This is a genomic window from Comamonas sp. C11 (genome assembly GCF_024496285.1).
In the GTDB taxonomy this organism is placed as follows: Bacteria; Pseudomonadota; Gammaproteobacteria; order Burkholderiales; family Burkholderiaceae_C; genus Comamonas; species Comamonas testosteroni_F.
This window is the reverse complement of record NZ_CP101743.1, coordinates 1,304,785-1,324,778: the sequence shown is the minus strand read 5'-3', so window position 1 is coordinate 1,324,778 and position 19,994 is coordinate 1,304,785. Positions and strand designations below refer to the sequence as shown.

The window sequence follows — 19,994 nt, the reverse complement described above, 5'->3', positions numbered from 1 at the left end:
CCTCCCGCGCTGGGCCCTTAGAACAACCATGGTCTGACAGAACATCGAATCGAGCGTGAACACGCTGCCTAAAGCAAGGGTGAGAGCCTCTTGTGCGGGCAGGCGCCCCTTAGCACCTGTGAGCCGCGATTCTAGTGCAAGCGCCTCAGGCCTGCTCGGGCGTCAGTTGCTCGACCAGCTTGCGCCCGAAAGCCACATCGGGCTGCAGACCATAGAGAATGCGATAGACGATGGGTGCCACCAGTTGGTCCAGCATGGTGTCCACATCGGGACCCGACTCGCCACGCGCCCGGGCCCGGCTCAGCACAATGCCAAGCTGGTCTCGGATGATGTCCACGCAGGCGCAGGTCACCTGGTCTTCCTGGGTTGCCACCAAGGTATCGCGCAGCAAGGTGCGCCCCAGAGGCGAGCCCATTTCCTCGATGTATTGCTCGGTCCAGGCCTGCAGATCGCCATGCAGGCTGCCCGTGTCCGCCGGCTCGGCAATGGGACGGATGCGCTCCAGCGCCACATCGGCCAGCAGTTGCGGCAGATCGCCCCAGCGGCGGTACAGCGTGGAAGGCGTCACGCCGGCTTCGGTGGCGATCAGGGGGAAGGTCAGCTCCTCGCGTGGCATGTGCTCAAGCAGTTTCCTCACCGCCTGATGCACGCTGGCCTGTACGCGGGAGCTGCGCCCGCCCGGCCGGGATTGGACTGGGTCTTTTGCAATCATGGTCATTAAAGCTAAATATTTGCGTTAATGAGAAATTAACGCAGAATACGCAAACGCAAAAAATTTGCTTTTATGGTAGCGGAGCCAGCTTTTCCATGTCCACATCCTCTGTATCCCTGACTGCGGTGTCCGGCACTCGCCATATGGCTGCTGTCGCCCTGACCCTGGCCAGTTTTCTGGCGGCATCCAGCGCTCCCACGCCCTTGTATCGCCTCTACCAGCAGGCCTGGGGCTTTTCGTCGGGTATGCTGACCCTGATCTTCGCGGTCTACGCCTTCAGCCTGCTCGTCGCCCTGCTCACCATGGGCGCACTGTCCGATTACCTGGGCCGGCGCCCCGTCATTCTTGCCGCCCTGGGACCGGAAGCATTCTCCATGCTGATGTTTGCCCATGCACAGGATGCGCAAGCCCTGCTCTGGTCTCGCGTGGTGCAGGGCTTTGCCACCGGCATGGCGAGTGCGGCCCTGGGCGCGGCCCTGCTCGACATGGACCGCGAACGCGGTGCACTGATCAACACGCTGTCTCCCATGATCGGCATGGCAGCCGGCGTGTTCGGCGCCAACCAGCTGGCCAGCCACGGCCACGACGGGCTGCATCAGATCTACTGGTGGCTGCTGCTGGTCTTTGCGGCATCGGCCTGGGCCATTGCCGTGATGCCTGAAACCGTCAGCCGTCGCAACGGAGCCCTGGCCTCCATGCGCCCTCGCATCCGCCTTCCCGCACATATCCGCCCGGCCTTCCTGCGTATGGCGCCGCTGGATATCGCTGCCTGGGCGCTGGCGGGCTTTTATCTGTCGCTAGGCCCCACCCTGCTGCGCGTGATCACCGGCTCCCCCCTGATGGCAGGCCTGGCCGTGTGCATCAACACCCTGAGTGCCGCAGCGGCCATCTGGCTGCTTCGCCACTGGACGGCCCAGCGCATGCTGCGCTTTGGCGGCTCGGTGCTGCCGCTGGGCATCGTGATTCTGCTGCTGGGCGTGGCCAGCCACAGCCTGGCACTGATGGTGGCTGCCTCCGTGGTTGCCGGTGCGGGCTTTGGCGTGGGCTTTCAGGGGGCGCTGCGCAGCGTGCTGCCGCTGGCCGAGCCGCATGAACGCGGCGGTCTGCTGGCCACCATCTATGTGCTGAGCTATCTGGCCTTCAGCCTGCCTGCCATCGCAGCAGGCCTGCTGACCCAGAGCCTGGGGCTGGTACCCACCACCTATGGCTATGGCCTGATGCTGATTGCGCTGGGCTTGCTGGCACTGGCAGCCACAAGGCAGAAGCCCGCGACGGCCATGGCAGACAGGCGCTGAATCACTGTCTTGCGCCGCACTGCGTGGCTCATCGCTCCAGGCCAATGCTCAGCAATTACCGCCGCCATCAAAAAAGCCGTGCGGCAGAAGCGGCACGGCTCGAGATTCGGAGGCTGCCCTCGGGCCTAGGCCGACTCGGCAGCCTTCCAGTCCGCATAGCGGTTCAGAATGCGCTGCACCTGACCATGGGTCCACTCGCCGCCCTTGGCGGCCGCAATGCCCCGTGCATTGAGTTCGGCCGCCATGGCGCGGTGGGTCAGACCTTGTTGCAGCAATTGGGCGAACAGCGCTTCGTGCTGCCTGGCAAAGGCATCGGCCGCCGATTTGCGCTTTTCCACCGTGGCGCGGATATTGGCCGCACCGGCCGTGCCCAGCTTGACTCCGCGCTCGCGCGCTTGGGCCAACGCCTTGCGGGTGCGGGCGCTGATCTCGGGATTGACTTCGGGCGTGGACAGATCGGCGGTTTCGGTCATGGCAGCAGAGATGGATATATGACTCAGCGGCTGACCCCGCAACCATTGCGGGAACAGCAACAGCGGTGTGTGAGGCAACAAGCGGCAAAGCTCCTGGAGCCGCCGCCATGCGCTCAAGGGCTCATCAGCCCCCGGTCACTGGCGGAAAAAACGCCACTTCGTCGCCATGGCTGAGCATGGCATCGGCATCACAGATATCCTGGTTCAGCGCCATGCGCACGGCCTTGCCGGCAGCCAGCACCTGGGCAGCCGCATCGCTGCGGCTCATCAGTTGCTCGCGCAATGCTCCCACGGTGGCTGCCGGGGTCTGCAGGCTTTCGCTGCCCATACCCAGGGCCTCCCGGATAGAGGCGAAATATCGAATCGTAACGGTCTTCATCTCCAACTCCATCAAGCCATGAGCTCGGCAAACGGGATAAAGCGCACACTGTCGCCCACGGCAATCGTGGTGCCGGCAGGGTTGTCCACCACGCCGTCGCCCCAGGCCGTGGAAGTCAGCACGCCCGAGCTCTGGTTTCTGAACAGCTCCAGCCCGCCACGCTCGTTGTAGCGCACCCGCAAAAACTCTCTGCGCTTGTCGCCCTTTGGCCACTCGAAATCGGCGCGCGCTTCGATGGCACGCGGCAGCACATGCCGCACGCCCTGCAGACGCAGCAAAAAGGGGCGCACCAGCACCTGGAAGGTGACAAAGCTGGAGACCGGGTTGCCCGGCAGCCCGATGAAGTGCGCAAAGCCCGTGCCGGACTCTCGATTGACACGGCCGTAAGCAAAAGGCTTGCCGGGCTTGATGTTGATCTGCCAGAGGTCCAGCTGACCCAGCTCCTGCACGGCAGGCTTGATATGGTCTTCCTCGCCCACGGAGACGCCGCCGCTGGTGACGATCACGTCGTGGTCCATGGCGGCATCGGCCAGCGCGGCAATCGTGGCCTCGCGGTCGTCGGGAACAATGCCCAGATCCGTCACCTCGCAGCCCATGCGCAGCAGCAATGCGCGCAGGAAGAAGCGGTTGCTGTTGTAAATGCTGCCCGCCGGCATGTCCTGCGGTGCCACGGTACCGGGCATGACCAGTTCGTCGCCGGTGGAGAACAGGGCCACACGCGGCTTGCGTGCCACCTGCAGGCGGGCAAAGCCCATGCTGGCTGCAAGACCCAGGTGGGCCGGTGTGAGGCGGGTACCGGCCTCGATCACGGTCGCTCCTTGCGTGATGTCCTCGCCCGCGCGGCGAATCCACTGCCCAGCCCTGGGCTGGGCCTTGATGCGCACGCGGCCGTCCTCGAGCAGTTCGCAATCCTCCTGCATGACGATGGCATCGGCCCCGGCCGGCACGGGCGCGCCCGTGAAGATGCGGGCGACGCAGCCAGCGGCCAGCGCCTGGGGCGAGGTGCCGGCGGGAATACGCTGCGACACCGGCAGCACCGCCGTGCCGCCCGCGCATTCGGCGGCGCGCACCGCATAGCCGTCCATGGCCGAGTTATCCTGGGGCGGCACCTGCAGCGGCGAGACGGCCGCCTGCAGCAGCACGCGGCCATCGGCATCAAAAGTGTCCACCATCTGTGCGCCGGCCTGGGGCTGGGCATGAGCCAGCAGCTCCTGCAGGGCTTCATCCAGAGGCTTGAGCGGCTTGCGAGGCGTCTGTGGTGCTTGCATTGCTGTGTCTTTCCTTAGTTCTTGTATTGCAGAGAGTCCGAATGAGCCAGCAGCCATTGCAGCACAAGCTGGGGCTGGTTCAGATCCAGCACGGGCTGGATCGGCGCTTGCGGCAGGTCATTGGCAGCGTCGGTGGCAACCGCCAGCACCCGAGGGTCATGCGGAAACAGCGGCTCCAGACTTTTGCCTCTGTCCAGCCTGTCCTGCTGCTGCCGCCAGACCTCGATCTTGGGCAGCTCGCCATGCTTGAAGCCTTCGACCAGCACCCAGTCCACGCTGGGGTCCAGCTGCGCCAGCATGTCGTGCACGCTCAGCGGTGCAGGCTGCTCGTATTCGCGCATCAGCGCCATGCGCCTATCGGACGCGAGCAGCACTTCATAAGCGCCAGCCTTGCGGTGACGCCAGCTGTCCTTGCCTTCGCGATCCACATCAAAGTCATGATGGGCATGCTTGATGACCGAGACCCTGAGCCCGCGCTGCTTCATCAGCATCACCAGCGCCTCGACCAGGGCGGTCTTGCCCGCGCCCGAATATCCGGCAAAGCCTATGACCTTCATCTTGATTTCAATATATTTTTGATAGCTTCCAACGCTCTACGGTAAAGCACTGAACGCCAATTCTATTCAAAGAAAAAAAGCACCTGTCGCCAAGCTACAGGTGCTTTTCAAGCTTAGCGCCGCAGGGCTTTATCTGCAGTTTTCGGCGATAAAGGCCTTGACCTTGTCCACGTCGGAAGCCATGACGACCACACGCTTGGGCAGGTCTTCGATGCCGTTGAACTTGGCGGGACGGTCGGGCTGGCGGCCCAGCGCCTCTTCGATCGTCGCGGCAAACTTGATGGGCAGAGCGGTTTCCAGCACCAGCATGGGCTCGGCACCCAGATGCTCGCGCGCCACCTTCACACCGTCGGCGGTATGGGTGTCGATCATCTGATCAAAGCGCTCGAAGGTGTCCTTGATGGTGGCCAGACGGTCGGCGTGCGTGCTCTTGCCGCTCACAAAACCGTACTTGCCGGCGGCATCCTTGAAGGCAGGATCCGTGCTCAGATCGAACTTGCCCGCCTTGGCCACGCCTTCGGCGAACAATTGCTTGGTGCGCACGCCGTCGCGCCCCACCAGATCGAACACAAAGCGCTCGAAATTGCTGGCCTTGGAGATGTCCATCGAGGGGCTCGATGTCTCGTAGGTATTGGCCGAGCCTCGCACCTGGTAGACGCCGGTGCGGAAGAACTCGTCCAGCACATCGTTTTCGTTGGTGGCCACCACCAGCTTGGCAATCGGCAGACCCATCTGGCGTGCCACATGGCCTGCGCAGATATTGCCGAAGTTGCCCGAAGGCACGGTGAAGCTCACCTTCTGGTCGTTGGAGCGGGTGGCCTGCAGATAGCCGGCAAAGTAGTAGACCACCTGGGCCAGCAGACGCGCCCAATTGATGGAGTTGACCGTGCCGATCTTGTATCGGGCCTTGAAAGCGTGGTCGTTGGAGACGGCCTTGACGATGTCCTGGCAGTCGTCGAACACGCCTTCGATGGCGATGTTGTGGATGTTCTCGTCCTGCAGGCTGAACATCTGCGCCTGCTGGAAGGGGCTCATGCGGCCGTGGGGGCTGGTCATGAAGACGCGCACACCCTTTTTGCCGCGCATGGCGTATTCGGCCGCGCTGCCGGTATCCCCACTGGTGGCACCAAGGATATTCAGTTCCTCGTTGCGGCGGGCCAGTTCGTACTCGAACAGATTGCCCAGCAGTTGCATGGCCATGTCCTTGAAGGCCAGCGTGGGGCCGTTGGACAGGGCTTCGATGTGCAGCACGCCGTCCAGCTGGCGCACAGGCACGATGGCATCGCTGCCAAAGACTTCCCTGGTATAGGTCTTGGCACACAGGGCGCGCAGATCCTCGGCCGGAATGTCGTCGATATAGAGCGACAGAATCTCGAAGGCCAGGGCCGCATAGCCCTTGTTGGCCAGCGTCTCGCGCAGCTGGCTCAGCTTGGCATCGTCGATCTGGGGATACTCGACGGGCAGGTACAGGCCGCCATCGGGAGCCAGGCCTTCGAGCAAAATGTCGCAAAAACGCTTGCGGTCAGCATGGCCGCGGGTGGACAGATACAGCATCTCAAACTCGCCAAAAACTAAAATTCGGAACGGACAGCCAAACGGACAGAAGTCATGCCGCCAAGCCGACCATTATCGGTCAGCAAGCCCGATTTGACTGTGCGCGAATGCAGAGACCGGCCAACGCCATTGCCTCATATCGCGCCGGACGGGACTCAGGGCTGGAAATAGCGTTGCGCCCCCGGCTTGATATAGGGCTTGAGCTCCTTGAACGGGACACTGACGCCGCTGCCAAGGCACACCCCCATGGCATGACCTATGCCTGAAATCACAAAGCTCATCTTGTCAGGCTTGTCGAGCATCAGTGCCATGTACTGGGGCAGCAGCTCGGTGCACTCCTTGTCATCCTCGGAATACCGGTCCACTGCCTTGCGCAGAAAACGCGACAGCCGATCACCATATTCCAGCTTGTACTCGCCATATTTCACGTCCTTGAGCAGGCGGGTGAAGTCCATATAGCCGCCCCGCAGCAAGTCCAGCACAAAGGGGTCGTAATGATTGTTGGGGTGAGCGCCACCGCAACCGGTTGAACCGGACTCCACCACACTCATCAAGGCGCTTGAGAGGTAGGTCACCTTGATCGATTCGTTATTGAAGTCCCCCAGTGAGCCTGCCGCCGGGCCCGCGTTCTGGTAGATCGAGCCCACACAGGCCAGCGCCTCCAGACTCATGCCCCAGTGGCGCTGCTCCAGAACGGTATTGGTCTGCGCCAGAATTTTGGGATCCGGATGACGCGTGAGGCGCGGATACCAGAACTGGGTACGCGCATCGCGCACCGGCCTCCAGGCCAGCGTAGGGCTGACCACCACTTCCCTGCCCTGCTCCAGCTTTTGCTCGGCCACTTTCAGATAGTCGTAGGGCGTGGCCTGTGCCGAGATGGCAACGCCCGATGCAATACCACTGCCCGCACCTTGCACAATCGCCAACGTCACGGCCTCCACACCGACTGGCGCTATCTTTTCAGGGTCGTACTGCGCAATATGGGTAAGGGCTAGCGGCAGTTTTTTGCCGTGAATATCATCCACCCATTCACCTGCCAAAGCACTGCCTTGCTGGCGCAGTTGCCAAACGATGCGGCGCTGTTGGGAGTCGGTCAACACGGGAGGCTCGCCACCGCTTTCACGCGCCCAGTCGTTATTCAAAGGACGTGCCTCAGACAGCGCATTCAGCGCGCCCCGGAGCGGAATATCCACTCCATGCCGCAGATAGAAATAGCGCCCCTGGCGTTCACCGCCCTCACCCGGCTTGCCCAGCTCCATCACCACCGCCGAGCCGCCCAGCGTGCCACGATAGACATCGACAGGCGCCGCTTGTGCACCCGCTGCCGCCAAAAGCAAAAAGGCTGGCGCCATAGGGCGCCAGCCTTTGAAGGGGTTTGCAATACCGCCACCGCACTGAACAGGGAATAAACCGGTTTGAGTGCGAGGGTACATGCTCAAGTCCTTAGTTCAGCTCTTCCTTGCGGATGCGGGTAATGGGAGCCAGCACCGTGGGCAGCCCCTGGATTTCGGCCAGGGCCTTGTCCATATCACCTTCGCGCGTGTCGTGCGTGAGGATGATCAGATCGGTCTGGGTCGAGCCTTCGCCACCCACTTCGTCGGCTTCGCGCTGCAGCACGGCGTCGATGCTGATGCCGGCACCCGCCAGCAAGCCGGTGATCTTGGCCAGCACTCCGGCTTCGTCGGCCACGCGGATGCGCAGGTAGTAGCTGGTCACGACCTCGGCCATGGGCAGCACGGGCAGTTCGCTGCCAGCAGCAGCCAGGCTGCTGCTCTGGAAGGCCAGCGCAGGCACGCGGTGTGCAGGATCGGAGCCGTCCAGACGGGCGATATCGACCAGGTCAGCCACCACGGCGGAAGCGGTGGGTTCGGACCCGGCGCCCTTGCCGTAGTACAGCGTGGTGCCCACGGCATCGCCGTTCACCACCACGGCGTTCATCGCGCCTTCCACATTGGCGATCAGACGCTTGGAAGGCACCAGCGAGGGGTGCACGCGCAGCTCGATGCCCTTGTCCGTGCGCTTGGTGATGCCAAGCAGCTTGATGCGGTAGCCCAGTTGCTCGGCGTAGCGGATATCGGCACCGGCCAGCTTGGTGATGCCTTCCACATAGGCCTTGTCGAACTGCACGGGAATGCCGAAGGCAATCGCGCTCATCAGCGTGGCCTTGTGGGCAGCGTCCACACCCTCGATGTCGAAGGTGGGGTCGGCTTCGGCATAGCCCAGACGCTGTGCTTCCTTGAGCACCACGTCGAAGTCCAGGCCCTTGTCGCGCATTTCGGACAGGATGAAGTTGGTCGTGCCGTTGATGATGCCGGCCACCCACTGGATGGAGTTGGCAGTCAGGCCTTCGCGCAGGGCCTTGATGATGGGAATGCCACCGGCCACGGCGGCCTCATAGGCCACCATCACGCCCTTCTCGGCCGCAGCCTTGAAGATTTCCGTGCCATGCACTGCCAGCAGGGCCTTGTTGGCAGTCACCACATGCTTGCCGGCCGCGATGGCTTCCAGCACCAGGGCCTTGGCGATGCCGTAGCCGCCGATCAGCTCGACCACCACATCGATATCGGGGTTGGCGATGACTTCACGTGCATCGCCGACCACCTTGACCTTGTCACCCACCACGCTCTTGGCGCGTTCGGTATCCAAGTCGGCGACCATGGTAATTTCAATGCCACGACCCGCACGACGGCGAATCTCGTCTTGATTGCGTTCCAGCACATTGAAAGTACCGCTGCCTACGGTGCCAATGCCCAACAGGCCTACTTGGATGGGTTTCATAAGTTCTAAGGTCAAAAAAGCGCTGAAGCGCTTGAAAATCAAGCGCCACCAGCTATCAAAAAGATGAGTTACGCGGCTTTCTCAGCCTTGACAGGCTTGAGTGCCTTTTCTGCCGGCACTGCCTTGGGCTTGTCCGTGCCATGGCGCTTGCGGTACTTCTCGAGGAAGGCGGCCAAGCGGTTGATGGCCTCGCGCAGATCTGCCTCATGCGGCAGGAACACGATGCGGAAGTGATCAGGCTCGGGCCAGTTGAAGCCCGTGCCCTGCACCAGCATGACCTTGGTTTCCTGCAGCACTTCGAGGAAGAACTCCTGGTCGTCCTGGATGGGGTAGACGGCCGGATCCAGACGCGGAAACATGTACAGCGCGCCCTGGGGCTTGACGCAGCTCACGCCGGGAATGGCATTGATCAGCTCCCAGGCCAGATCGCGCTGCACGCGCAGGCGGCCGCCCTCCTGCACCAGAGCATCGATGCTCTGATGACCGCCCAGCGCCGTCTGCACGGCCCATTGGCCAGGCACATTGGCGCACAGGCGCATGTTGGAGAGCATGTTCAGGCCCTCGATGTAATCCTTGGCGGGCTTTTTGTCGCCCGAAATCACCATCCAGCCAGCACGGTAGCCGCAGGAACGGTAGGCCTTGGAGAGGGAATTGAAGGTGATGGTCAGCACATCGATGGACAGGCTGCCCAGCGGCGTGTGCTTGGCATCCTCGTACAGCACCTTGTCGTAGACCTCGTCCGCAAAGATGACCAGGCCATGCTCGCGCGCCAGCTCCACGATCTGCAGCAGCAGCTCCCTGGAGTACAGCGCCCCCGTGGGATTGTTGGGGTTGATGACGACGATGCCCTTGGTGCGCGGCGTGATCTTGGCGCGGATGTCGTCCATATTGGGCATCCAGCCATTGGACTCGTCGCACATGTAATGCACGGGCGTACCGCCGGACAGGCTGGTGGCAGCCGTCCACAGCGGATAGTCGGGCGCAGGCAGCAGCATCTCGTCGCCGTTGTCCAGCAGCGCGTTGGTGGCCAGGCTGATCAGCTCCGAAGCACCGTTGCCCAGATAGATGTCGTCCAGCGTCACGCCCTTGATGCCCTGGCGCTGGGTTTCGTGCATCACGGCCTTGCGCGCAGCGAAGATGCCCTTGCTGTCGGAGTAGCCTGCCGAGTTGGGCAGGTTGCGGATCATGTCCTGCTGCACTTCTTCGGGAGCATCGAAGCCGAAAACGGCCAGATTGCCGATATTGAGCTTGATGATCTTCTGGCCGTCGTCCTCCATCTTCTTCGCCGCGTCCATGATCGGCCCGCGGATGTCGTAACAGACGTTTGCTAACTTGGCGGATTTTTGAACGGTTTTCATGCGAATCAATACAAAAGGATTTCAGGCACGCCAGGGCGCATTAAGTGCCATGGTGAAACCTATAATTTAAGCACAGTTCCGCGCTGCAGCAATGTCCCCACCCTCTCTGTATGGAGACAGCAGCCATCGCACCCGTCCAGCGCGCCGATTGCGCACACTCTCCATCATGAAATTTCAGGCAGACAAATCCGATGCGCAAACCATCACCGGCTATGGCCCGGGCTGGATCGCCGTTGACAAGCAAAACCACGAAACCAGTCTGCTGGTAGGTGCCCGCGGCCTGCTGACCGAGTGGAACTGCGCCCGCTTCGAAGACCTGACTGCCGAGCATTTCGAGGAGCTTGCCAAGCTGGATGCGGAAGTCGTCCTCTTTGGCAGCGGCAGCAAGAACCGCTTTCCGCCTGTGGCCTGGCTCAAGCCGCTGATCGCCAAACGCATTGGCCTGGAGAGCATGGACACCGCCTCGGCCTGCCGCACCTATAACGTTCTGGCCAGCGAAGGCCGCAACGTGGTCGCAGCCCTGCTGCTAGCATAGACTTCTGAGCCTACATTGAGAGAAATACGTATTTCAGGGTAAAATCGCAGGTTGCGGTTGGGGGCGATCGATTGATAAAAACAAAAATACCACCGACGCCCTCGGCATTTCAACGAACACACCCGAGAGATACAAGCGCATGGCGATCGTTGTCAACAAACCACTCCCAGAATTTGAAGCCAATGCCACCGGCGGCGTCAAGGTGTCCAACACCTCGCACAACGGCCAGATTCTGATCCTGTATTTCTACCCCAAGGACAACACGCCGGGTTGTACCACGGAAGCAATGCAATTCCGCGATAAGTACAAGGATTTCGTGAAGGCTGGCGCCACCGTGTTCGGTGTGTCGCGCGACAACATGAACTCGCACAACGACTTCAAGGAAAAGCTGGAACTGCCGTTCGAGCTGATTGCCGACACCGAAGAAAAGATGTGCCACATGTTTGGCGTGGTCAAGAACAAGATCATGTACGGCAAGAAGGTCAAGGGCATCGAGCGCTCAACCTTCCTGATCGGCGCCGACGGCATCCTGATGCAGGAATGGCGCGGCCTGAAGGTCCCCGGCCATGTGGACGAAGTTCTCAAGGCCGTCAAAAGCCTGAAGACTCAGGACAAGAAGGTGGCCTGAGCCCCGCCCTGGACTGAAGACCTTGCAATTATCTACACGCAAAGTATTTCAAAGTCTTTAAACAAGGCAAAACAGGAAATACTGCGTTCAGGCCCTCGCGGCCTATGCATAATGGGGCATGCCTCAGTGCTACGCAGTATTCTCTGTTCACCCCACCAAAGCCGCCTCGGTTTCCAGGCGGCTTTGTGCTTTTTGAATCTTGTTGAGAACGGTTCGTCCACTATGCCCCTGCCCCCCGCACCCGGCCACCGCGCCGCAAAGCTTTCCGCAGAAGCCTTTTCGTCCATCCGCAAGACTGCCAGGCAGACTGCAGAGCTTGACGAGGATCTGAACCCCTCCACCGGAGCCGCCCTGAGCGCAGCTCCAGAGACCTCCCCTGCGGCCACCAAGCCGCGCCGCAGCACCAGCAAGCCCGCCGCCGCCAAGCCGCGCAAGACAGCCACAACGACTGGCGCAGCGCCGACGGCAGCAGCACCAGCTGCCGCAGTACCGGCAAAACCCGCCGACGCAGCCGCCAAGCCTGCCCGCCGCGCCCGCAATACGCGCACCGGCCCGACCACGCTGTTCGTTCTGGACACCAATGTGCTGCTGCACGACCCCAGCAGCCTGTTCCGTTTTGAAGAGCACGACATCTTCCTGCCCATGGTGGTGCTGGAAGAACTGGACAACCACAAGAAGGGCATGACCGAGGTGGCGCGCAACGGCCGCCAGGTCAGCCGCACGCTGGACTCCCTGGTTGCCTCCCAGCCCGCCGACGGCCTGGAAAAAGGCCTGCCACTGAATGCCACCGGCCAGCGCAGCGCCACCGGCACGCTGTACTTCCAGACCAACCCTCTGGATGCATCCCTGCCCGAGAGCCTGCCGCAGGGCAAGGCCGACAATCAGATTCTGGGTGTGGTCGCAGCCCTGCGCGAGCAGCACAAGGATCGCGAAGTCGTGCTGGTGTCCAAGGACATCAATATGCGCGTCAAGGCGCGCGCCCTGGGCCTGGCCGCCGAGGACTACCAGAACGACAAGGTGCTGGAAGACGGCGATCTGCTGTACTCTGGCGCACTGGCCCTGCCTCACGACTTCTGGGCCAAGGCCGGCAAGAATGTGGAGAGCTGGCAGGAAGGCGCCATCACCTACTACCGCGTCAGCGGTGCCATCGTCGACCAGTTGATGATCAACCAGTTCGTCTACTACGAAGCACCGGGCGAGCCCAGCCTCTACATGCGCGTGACCGAGATCCGCGACAAGACGGCCGTGCTCAAGACGCTGCGCGACTTCGGCAATCCCAAGAATGCCGTCTGGGGCGTGTCCACACGCAATCGCGAGCAGAACTTCGCCATGAACCTGCTGGTCAACCCCGAAGTCGACTTTGTCACGCTGACGGGCACGGCAGGTACCGGCAAGACCCTGCTGGCCCTGGCTGCCGGTCTGGCCCAGGTGCTGGACGAGCGCCGCTATACCGAGATCATCATGACCCGCGCCACGGTCAGCGTGGGCGAGGACATCGGCTTCCTGCCCGGCACGGAAGAGGAAAAAATGGGTCCCTGGATGGGCGCCCTGGATGACAACCTGGAGTTCCTGGCCAAGGGCGACGGCGGCAATGCCGGCGAGTGGGGGCGCGCCGCCACCAATGAGCTGATCCGCAGCCGCATCAAGATCAAGAGCATGAACTTCATGCGCGGTCGCACCTTCCTGAACAAATACGTCATCATCGACGAGGCCCAGAACCTGACGCCCAAGCAGATGAAGACCCTGATCACCCGTGCCGGCCCCGGCACCAAGATCATCTGCATGGGCAATCTGGCCCAGATCGACACCCCCTATCTGACCGAAGGCAGCTCGGGCCTGACCTATGTGGTGGACCGCTTCAAGGGCTGGCCCCATAGCGGCCACATCACCCTGGCGCGCGGCGAACGCTCGCGCCTGGCGGACTTCGCCAGCGAGGTGCTGTAAGTGGCAAGCTGGATCGCGGCGCTCAAGCTCGTGCCCTGGGGCGAGGTCATCAAGGCCACGCCTCAGGTGGTGAAGGCCGCCCAGGGCATGCTCAAGAAGAAAGAGGCCCAGGCCGAGGCGCGCGAGCAGGACGCCAGCGCGCAAAGCACTGCACAGCGCATTTCGCCACCAGCCTCTGCCGGCGAGCAGGCGCTGCTGCTGATCCAGCAGCAGGAGGAGCGCATCGCCCAGCTGGAGCAATCGCAGCGCCAGTCGCTCGAGATCATCGAGAAGCTGGCCCAGCAAAATGCCCAGATCGTCGCAACCGTGGGCGCGCTGCGCATAGGCGCACAGCGCCTGGCCTGGGCCTGCGGCGTGCTGGGACTGTGCGTGATCGGTCTTGGCGTCTACCTGTTCAGCCGCTAGCCCCGCAGCTGCTCAAAAACAAAGCCCGCAAGGTCTGTGCCTTGCGGGCTTTTCTCATGTCTTCAATTTGATAGCTGGCAGCGCTTGATATTCATAGATTTCATATTCATAGAGTTCTGAAATCCCCTCCCGACAGGCGCTGGCAGCTATGATTTTTAGTACTCGTCCGTGCCGTAGCCCTGCGCCAGGTTCTCGAAACGCGTCTGGTTCTTCTGGAAGAAAAGCTTTACCGTCCCCGTCGGCCCGTTACGCTGCTTGCCGATAATGACCTCCGCAATATTGGGCTCCTTGCTCTCTTTGTTGTAGTAGTCGTCGCGGTAGATGAACATGATGATGTCCGCGTCCTGCTCGATGGCGCCCGATTCACGCAGGTCGGACATCATGGGGCGCTTGTCGGTACGCTGCTCCACCGAGCGGTTGAGCTGGGACAGCGCGATCACCGGGCATTGCAGCTCCTTGGCCAGCATCTTCAAACCCCGCGAGATTTCGCCCAGCTCGGTGGCACGGTTGTCGGAACTGGCGGCAGATCCCGAGCCGCTCATCAGCTGCAGGTAGTCAACCACGATCAGGCCCAGCTTGCCGCACTGGCGCGCCAGACGACGCGCATTGGCACGCAGCTCGGTCGGGGACAGGCCCGGGGTTTCGTCGATATGCAGCGACACCGTGCGCAGGCGCTCGATGGCCTCGGTCAGACGCGGCCACTCCTCATCGCTGAGCTTGCCGGTACGCAGATTGCCCTGATTGACGCGACCGATGGAGCCGACGATACGAACCGCCAGCTGGGCCGCGCCCATTTCCATGGAGAAGATGGCGACCGGCAAGCCTTCATTGAGCGCCACATGCTCGGCAATATTCACGGCAAACGAGGTCTTGCCCATGGAGGGACGCGCCGCCAGCACCACCATGTCGCCGGCCTGCAGACCCGAGGTCATGCGATCCAGATCGACAAAGCCCGTGGGCACGCCGGTCACATCCATGGGGTTGTCGGCCATCTCCTGGACCCGGTCCAGCAGGTCCACCACCAGCGAATCCAGCGACTGGAAGCCCTGCTTGTTGCGCGCTCCCTCCTCGCCGATCGCCATGATCTTCTGCTCGGCCTCGTCCAGGATGCGCTCCACGGTCTTGCCTTGCGGATTGAAGGCATTGGTCGCGATGTCGTCGCTGGCCGTGACCAGCTTGCGCAAGATGGCACGCTCACGCACGATTTCCGCATAGCGGCGGATATTGCTGGCACTGGGCACATACTGCGCCAGCTGGTTCAGGTACATCAGGCCGCCGATTTCCTCGGCCTTGCCCATGCCCTGCAGATGCTCGTAGACCGTGATCACATCGGCCGGCTTGCTGGCGTTGATCAGCTTGCCTATGGCTTCGTAGATCAGCTTGTGCTCGTGTCGATAGAAGTCACCGTCGCCGAGCAGGTCGCCCACGCGCTCCCAGGCATTGTTGTCCAGCAGCAGACCGCCGAGCACCGAAGATTCCGACTCCATGGAGTGCGGCGGCACACGCAGTTGCGCCACCTGCTGATCAGCAGGCGGAACCGGGGCGAATGCATCATCTTGCAGATCAAGCGGGGGCATTACTGACGACATGAGACTCCTAGAGACAAGTCCTCCATCGTAGCGGGAGGCGGTGGCGACGTCACGGCGGGTGACGATAAAAACGCTGGCGAGACAAACAATTACCAGAAAACAAAAAACCGCCCGAAGGCGGCTTTTTGCCAATTCAGAACAGGGCCTGAATTAGGAGTGGTCGCCGTACACGGAGACAGCCACTTCTGCAGCCACGTCGGTGTGCAGAGCCACCACCACAGTGGCGTCGCCAACGGTCTTGATGGGGCCGTTGGGCATGCGCACTTGCGACTTGTTCACTGCGAAACCGGCCTTGACCAGTTCTTCAGCGATGTCGGCGTTGGTGATGGAGCCGAACAGACGACCGTCAACGCCGGCCTTCTGAGTGATCTTCACATTGACGCCGTTCAGCTTTTCGCTCAGTTCTTGAGCGGCAGCCAGCTTCTCGGCAGCAGCCTTTTCCAGCTCAGCGCGCTTGGCTTCGAATTCAGCCTTGGCAGCAGCTGTTGCACGACGTGCAGCGCCGGAGGGGATCAGGAAGTTACGAGCGTAACCGTCCTTGACCTTGACGATATCGCCCAGGTTACCCAGGTTCACAACCTTTTCGAGCAGAATGATTTGCATAGTCGTGCTCCTTAGATCTTGTGCTGGTCAGAGTAGGGCAGCATAGCCAGGAAGCGAGCGCGCTTGATGGCTGTGTTCAGCTGACGCTGGTAGATGGCGCGCGTGCCGGTCAGGCGTGCGGGCACAATCTTGCCGTTTTCGGCGATGAAGTCACGCAGGGTGTCGACATCCTTGTAGTCGATTTCTTCGACGCCGGCGACTGTGAAGCGGCAGAAACGCTTGCGCTTGAACAGCAGCGACTGGGTGTTGCGCTTAGGACGCTTGTCCTTGTTGAATTTCTTGAACGTGGCCATTGCTGGACCTCTTGAAAATTAATTTTGTTGAATATCCTGAATGTGTAAAACCAGCATCTTGCTATTGCGCGGCGTGGCCAGAAAACCTTGAAAGGTCCATTGGCTACCGGGTGCTTGGCGGGCCAGCTTTTCAGCCAGGGCGCCAAAGGCAACAGCCTTGACAGATGCATTCACGTTGCGCGCACTGCCCAGCTCTTGCTGCTGCGAACTGTGTTCAATTCGCAAATCCAGGGCCGGCAATCCGGCGGGCGTGTAGCGCAAAGCAGCTTGCTCTGCGAGAAGGCCCGTCAATACAACGCGGTTTTCCACTCCTTCAGTGTCTGATGCTGTTAAGCGTGCTCGGCCTGGTTGGCCTTGCGGGCTTCTTCGCGCTCAACGCTCTTCATCATGGCGGAAGCAGCTGTTTCAGCCTTCTTCTTCTGCACAGTCAGGTGACGCAGCACGGCATCGTTGAACTTGAAGGCGTGTTCCAGTTCAGCCATCACAGCCTGGTCGGCTTCGATGTTCAGGCACAGGTAGTGAGCCTTAGCGAGCTTGTTGATCATGTAAGCCAGCTGACGACGGCCCCAATCTTCTTCGCGGTGCACCTTGCCGCCACCAGCGGCAATCATGCCCTTGTAGCGCTCCAGCATCGCGGGAACTTGTTCGCTTTGATCCGGATGGATCAACAAAATGATTTCGTAATGACGCATAACGACTCCTTTTGGGTAAACGCCGCCCACTGCGTCTGTAGCGGTGCGGCAAGGCAAAACGTGAGATTCTAGCCGAGTGGCAGACTATCTGTACACTCTGGGGCCTATAAACCTGCGATTACCATCGGTCAATCAAGGCGAGAGGCACTGAAATCACAAGTGCTCACTCTCCAAGAATGCTCCGTAAATCCTGCAGGCTCACTTCAGCCGCTGCGCCCTTCGCCCTTGTCGGGCGGCACAGGTCTTGAAATAGACCTGCTGGAGCGCATCTGGAAGACAGATTGTCTTAAGTTTTGAGAAACCTTCACCAACCATGACCGAGAACCACAACCCCAACACCATCAACGACGCCAGCCCCGAGGAACTGGAAGCGGCCCTGGCAGCCAATGCGTCGGACGAACTGGGTCGTCTGCAGGCCGAGCTGGAAGAACTCAAGGCCAAGAGCGCCGAACTGGCCGATCAATACCTGCGTGCCAAGGCCGACGCCGAGAACATGCGCCGCCGCGCCGAAGAAGAGGTCGCCAAGGCGCGCAAGTTCGGCATCGAGAGCTTTGCCGAAAGTCTGCTGCCCGTGATCGACAGCCTGGACGCGGCCCTGGCCATCCAGAACGCCACACCCGAGCAGTTGCGCGAAGGCTCGGACGCCACGCTGCGCCAGCTGAATTCGGCTCTGGAGCGCAACAAGGTGCTCGCCATCAATCCCGCTGCGGGCGAGAAGTTCGACCCTCACCACCACCAGGCCATCTCCCTGGTCCCCGCCGACCAGCCAGCCAACACCGTGGTGGCCGTGCTGCAAAAGGGCTATGTGATCGCCGACCGCATCCTGCGCCCCGCGCTGGTGACCGTGGCTCAGGGCTGAGCCGGCCAGCCCTCAAAAAACCACCGTCAGGGCAAAAAATTGTGAGTGACGGCTCTTGAAGCCGGCCACTACGCCCACAAGTGACGAATCAAGCAAACATTCAACAGATTACGGAGAGAATTATGGGAAAAATCATCGGTATTGACCTGGGCACCACCAACAGCTGCGTCGCCATCATGGAGGGCAACAACACCCGCGTGATCGAGAACAGCGAAGGCGCCCGCACCACCCCCTCCATCGTTGCCTACCAAGAAGACGGCGAAATCCTGGTCGGCGCATCCGCCAAGCGCCAGGCCGTCACCAACCCCAAGAACACCATCTACGCGGCCAAGCGCCTGATCGGCCGCAAGTTCGCCGAAGCCGAGGTGCAAAAGGACATCGACCTGATGCCCTTCCAGATCGTCAAGGCCGACAACGGCGACGCCTGGGTGCAAGTGCGCGACCAGAAGCTGGCTCCTCCCCAGATCAGCGCCGAAGTGCTGCGCAAGATGAAGAAGACCGCCGAGGACTTCCTGGGCGAAGCCGTGACCGAGGCCGTCATCACCGTGCCCGCCTACTTCAACGACGCACAGCGCCAGGCCACCAAGGACGCCGGCCGTATCGCGGGTCTGGAAGTCAAGCGCATCATCAACGAACCTACCGCTGCTGCCCTGGCCTTCGGCCTGGACAAGGTGGGCAAGGGCGACCGCAAGGTGGCCGTGTATGACCTGGGCGGCGGCACGTTCGACGTCTCCATCATCGAAATCGCCGACGTGGACGGCGAAAAGCAGTTCGAAGTGCTGTCGACCAACGGCGACACCTTCCTGGGCGGCGAAGACTTCGACCAGCGCATCATCAACTACATCATCGACGAGTTCAAGAAGGAACAAGGCGTTGACCTGTCCAAGGACGTGCTGGCCCTGCAGCGCCTGAAGGAAGCCGCCGAAAAGGCCAAGATCGAGCTGTCGAACTCCGCACAGACCGACATCAACCTGCCCTACATCACGGCCGATGCAACAGGCCCCAAGCACCTGAACATCAAGCTGACCCGCGCCAAGCTGGAGTCGCTGGTGGACGATCTGATCGAGCGCACGATTGCGCCTTGCCGCACCGCCATCAAGGATGCAGGCATCTCGGTCTCCGACATCCACGACGTGATCCTGGTCGGCGGCATGAGCCGCATGCCCAAGGTACAGGAAAAGGTCAAGGAATTCTTCGGCAAGGATCCCCGCAAGGATGTGAACCCCGACGAAGCCGTGGCCGTGGGCGCTGCCGTGCAGGGCCAGGTGCTGGGTGGCGAGCGTTCCGACGTGCTGCTGCTGGACGTGACTCCCCTGTCGCTGGGTATCGAAACCCTGGGCGGCGTCATGACCAAGATGATCAGCAAGAACACGACCATTCCCACCAAGTTCGCGCAGACCTTCTCCACGGCTGAAGACAACCAGCCTGCCGTGACCATCAAGGTGTTCCAGGGCGAGCGCGAGATCGCCAGCGCCAACAAGATGCTGGGCGAGTTCAACCTGGAAGGCATTCCGCCCGCAGGTCGTGGCGTGCCCCAGATCGAAGTGACCTTCGACATCGACGCCAACGGCATCCTGAACGTGTCCGCCAAGGACAAGGCTTCCGGCAAGGAAAACAAGATCACCATCAAGGCGAACTCCGGCCTGTCGGAAGAAGAAATCCAGAACATGGTCAAGGATGCCGAACTGAACGCAGCCGACGACAAGAAGAAGCTGGAGCTGGTGACTGCAAAGAACCAGGGCGAAGCCGCTGTTCACAGCGTCAACAAGAGCCTGGCCGAGCATGGCGACAAGCTGGACGCCGCCGAAAAGAGCGCCATCGAAACCGCCGTCAAGGAGCTGGAAGAAGCGCTCAAGGGCGAGGACAAGGACGCCATCGACGCCAAGACAACGGCCCTGATGACGGCCAGCCAGAAGCTGGGCGAGAAGATGTACGCCGACGCACAGGCCGCTGGCGGTGCCGAAGCCGCTGCTGCCTCCGCCGGTGCCTCCGCCGGTGCCGGCGCATCGGCAGCCGCTGACGACAACGTGGTTGACGCCGAAGTCAAGGAAGTCAAGAAGGACTAAGCGCGG

Annotated in this window: 21 protein-coding genes; 7 read left to right on the top strand and 14 right to left on the bottom strand. The window is 61.5% G+C overall.

Features of this window, described 5'->3' with window-relative positions:
* Nucleotides 1–145: 145 nt before the first annotated feature.
* A complete protein-coding gene (locus NOX35_RS06065; protein ID WP_371878521.1) occupies nt 146–718 on the bottom strand; it encodes a TetR/AcrR family transcriptional regulator C-terminal ligand-binding domain-containing protein in 573 nt (190 codons plus the stop codon).
* Between the two features lie 89 nt (nt 719–807).
* On the opposite strand from NOX35_RS06065, the gene NOX35_RS06060 reads away from it, so the two are divergent.
* Nucleotides 808–2,007: an MFS transporter gene (locus tag NOX35_RS06060; RefSeq protein ID WP_256496083.1), complete on the top strand. Its 1,200-nt coding sequence runs from the start codon at nt 808–810 to the stop codon at nt 2,005–2,007.
* 125 nt (nt 2,008–2,132) lie between these two features.
* Here NOX35_RS06060 and NOX35_RS06055 read toward each other — a convergent pair whose 3' ends face one another.
* From NOX35_RS06055 to NOX35_RS06020, 8 genes are all read right to left on the bottom strand, one after another.
* Nucleotides 2,133–2,480, bottom strand: a complete 348-nt coding sequence (locus NOX35_RS06055) for a recombinase family protein (protein ID WP_182287113.1) — start codon at nt 2,478–2,480, stop codon at nt 2,133–2,135.
* Between the two features lie 124 nt (nt 2,481–2,604).
* Nucleotides 2,605–2,859: a molybdopterin converting factor subunit 1 gene (gene moaD, locus NOX35_RS06050; RefSeq protein WP_182286005.1), complete on the bottom strand. Its 255-nt coding sequence runs from the start codon at nt 2,857–2,859 to the stop codon at nt 2,605–2,607.
* 11 nt (nt 2,860–2,870) lie between these two features.
* Nucleotides 2,871–4,127 (bottom strand): gephyrin-like molybdotransferase Glp, encoded by a 1,257-nt coding sequence (gene glp / locus NOX35_RS06045; RefSeq protein WP_256496082.1) that lies wholly within the window; start codon nt 4,125–4,127, stop codon nt 2,871–2,873.
* 14 nt (nt 4,128–4,141) lie between these two features.
* Nucleotides 4,142–4,684, bottom strand: coding sequence for a molybdopterin-guanine dinucleotide biosynthesis protein B (gene mobB, locus NOX35_RS06040; RefSeq protein ID WP_182286003.1), 543 nt, complete (start codon nt 4,682–4,684; stop codon nt 4,142–4,144).
* Nucleotides 4,685–4,813: 129 nt separating this feature from the next.
* Nucleotides 4,814–6,238 (bottom strand): threonine synthase, encoded by a 1,425-nt coding sequence (gene thrC, locus NOX35_RS06035; protein WP_182286002.1) that lies wholly within the window; start codon nt 6,236–6,238, stop codon nt 4,814–4,816.
* 155 nt (nt 6,239–6,393) lie between these two features.
* Entirely contained in the window at nt 6,394–7,590 is a 1,197-nt protein-coding gene (locus NOX35_RS06030) for a hypothetical protein (RefSeq protein WP_256496081.1), read from the bottom strand.
* Nucleotides 7,591–7,681: 91 nt separating this feature from the next.
* On the bottom strand, nt 7,682–9,016 hold the full coding sequence (locus NOX35_RS06025; RefSeq protein ID WP_167005674.1) for a homoserine dehydrogenase: 1,335 nt from the start codon (nt 9,014–9,016) through the stop codon (nt 7,682–7,684).
* Between the two features lie 68 nt (nt 9,017–9,084).
* A complete protein-coding gene (locus NOX35_RS06020; RefSeq protein WP_182286000.1) occupies nt 9,085–10,374 on the bottom strand; it encodes a pyridoxal phosphate-dependent aminotransferase in 1,290 nt (429 codons plus the stop codon).
* A 166-nt stretch (nt 10,375–10,540) separates the two neighbouring features.
* On the opposite strand from NOX35_RS06020, the gene NOX35_RS06015 reads away from it, so the two are divergent.
* The 4 genes from NOX35_RS06015 to NOX35_RS06000 all read left to right on the top strand — a co-directional run bounded on the left by NOX35_RS06015 (nt 10,541) and on the right by NOX35_RS06000 (nt 13,886).
* Nucleotides 10,541–10,909, top strand: a complete 369-nt coding sequence (locus NOX35_RS06015; protein WP_003064306.1) for an Mth938-like domain-containing protein — start codon at nt 10,541–10,543, stop codon at nt 10,907–10,909.
* Between the two features lie 139 nt (nt 10,910–11,048).
* The gene (locus tag NOX35_RS06010; RefSeq protein ID WP_003057908.1) at nt 11,049–11,537 is read left to right on the top strand and encodes a peroxiredoxin; all 489 of its coding nucleotides are present in this window, start codon (nt 11,049–11,051) and stop codon (nt 11,535–11,537) included.
* 222 nt (nt 11,538–11,759) lie between these two features.
* Nucleotides 11,760–13,481: a PhoH family protein gene (locus NOX35_RS06005; protein ID WP_256496079.1), complete on the top strand. Its 1,722-nt coding sequence runs from the start codon at nt 11,760–11,762 to the stop codon at nt 13,479–13,481.
* A complete protein-coding gene (locus tag NOX35_RS06000; RefSeq protein WP_182285998.1) occupies nt 13,482–13,886 on the top strand; it encodes a hypothetical protein in 405 nt (134 codons plus the stop codon). It abuts the gene before it with no gap.
* Nucleotides 13,887–14,041: 155 nt separating this feature from the next.
* On the opposite strand, the gene dnaB is transcribed toward NOX35_RS06000, so the two are convergent.
* The 5 genes from dnaB to rpsF all read right to left on the bottom strand — a co-directional run bounded on the left by dnaB (nt 14,042) and on the right by rpsF (nt 17,063).
* The gene (gene dnaB, locus NOX35_RS05995; protein ID WP_182285997.1) at nt 14,042–15,475 is read right to left on the bottom strand and encodes a replicative DNA helicase; all 1,434 of its coding nucleotides are present in this window, start codon (nt 15,473–15,475) and stop codon (nt 14,042–14,044) included.
* Nucleotides 15,476–15,625: 150 nt separating this feature from the next.
* The gene (gene rplI / locus NOX35_RS05990; protein ID WP_003064296.1) at nt 15,626–16,078 is read right to left on the bottom strand and encodes a 50S ribosomal protein L9; all 453 of its coding nucleotides are present in this window, start codon (nt 16,076–16,078) and stop codon (nt 15,626–15,628) included.
* A gap of 11 nt (nt 16,079–16,089) precedes the next feature.
* Nucleotides 16,090–16,371 (bottom strand): 30S ribosomal protein S18, encoded by a 282-nt coding sequence (rpsR, locus tag NOX35_RS05985; RefSeq protein WP_003057920.1) that lies wholly within the window; start codon nt 16,369–16,371, stop codon nt 16,090–16,092.
* Nucleotides 16,372–16,389: 18 nt separating this feature from the next.
* Complete coding sequence (gene priB / locus NOX35_RS05980; protein WP_003076580.1) at nt 16,390–16,680, bottom strand: primosomal replication protein N; 291 nt, start codon at nt 16,678–16,680, stop codon at nt 16,390–16,392.
* Between the two features lie 20 nt (nt 16,681–16,700).
* A complete protein-coding gene (rpsF, locus tag NOX35_RS05975) occupies nt 16,701–17,063 on the bottom strand; it encodes a 30S ribosomal protein S6 (RefSeq protein ID WP_003064289.1) in 363 nt (120 codons plus the stop codon).
* Nucleotides 17,064–17,376: 313 nt separating this feature from the next.
* On the opposite strand from rpsF, the gene grpE reads away from it, so the two are divergent.
* Nucleotides 17,377–17,922, top strand: coding sequence for a nucleotide exchange factor GrpE (grpE, locus tag NOX35_RS05970; RefSeq protein ID WP_256496076.1), 546 nt, complete (start codon nt 17,377–17,379; stop codon nt 17,920–17,922).
* A 122-nt stretch (nt 17,923–18,044) separates the two neighbouring features.
* Nucleotides 18,045–19,988: a molecular chaperone DnaK gene (dnaK, locus tag NOX35_RS05965; protein WP_256496075.1), complete on the top strand. Its 1,944-nt coding sequence runs from the start codon at nt 18,045–18,047 to the stop codon at nt 19,986–19,988.
* Nucleotides 19,989–19,994 lie beyond the last annotated feature (6 nt).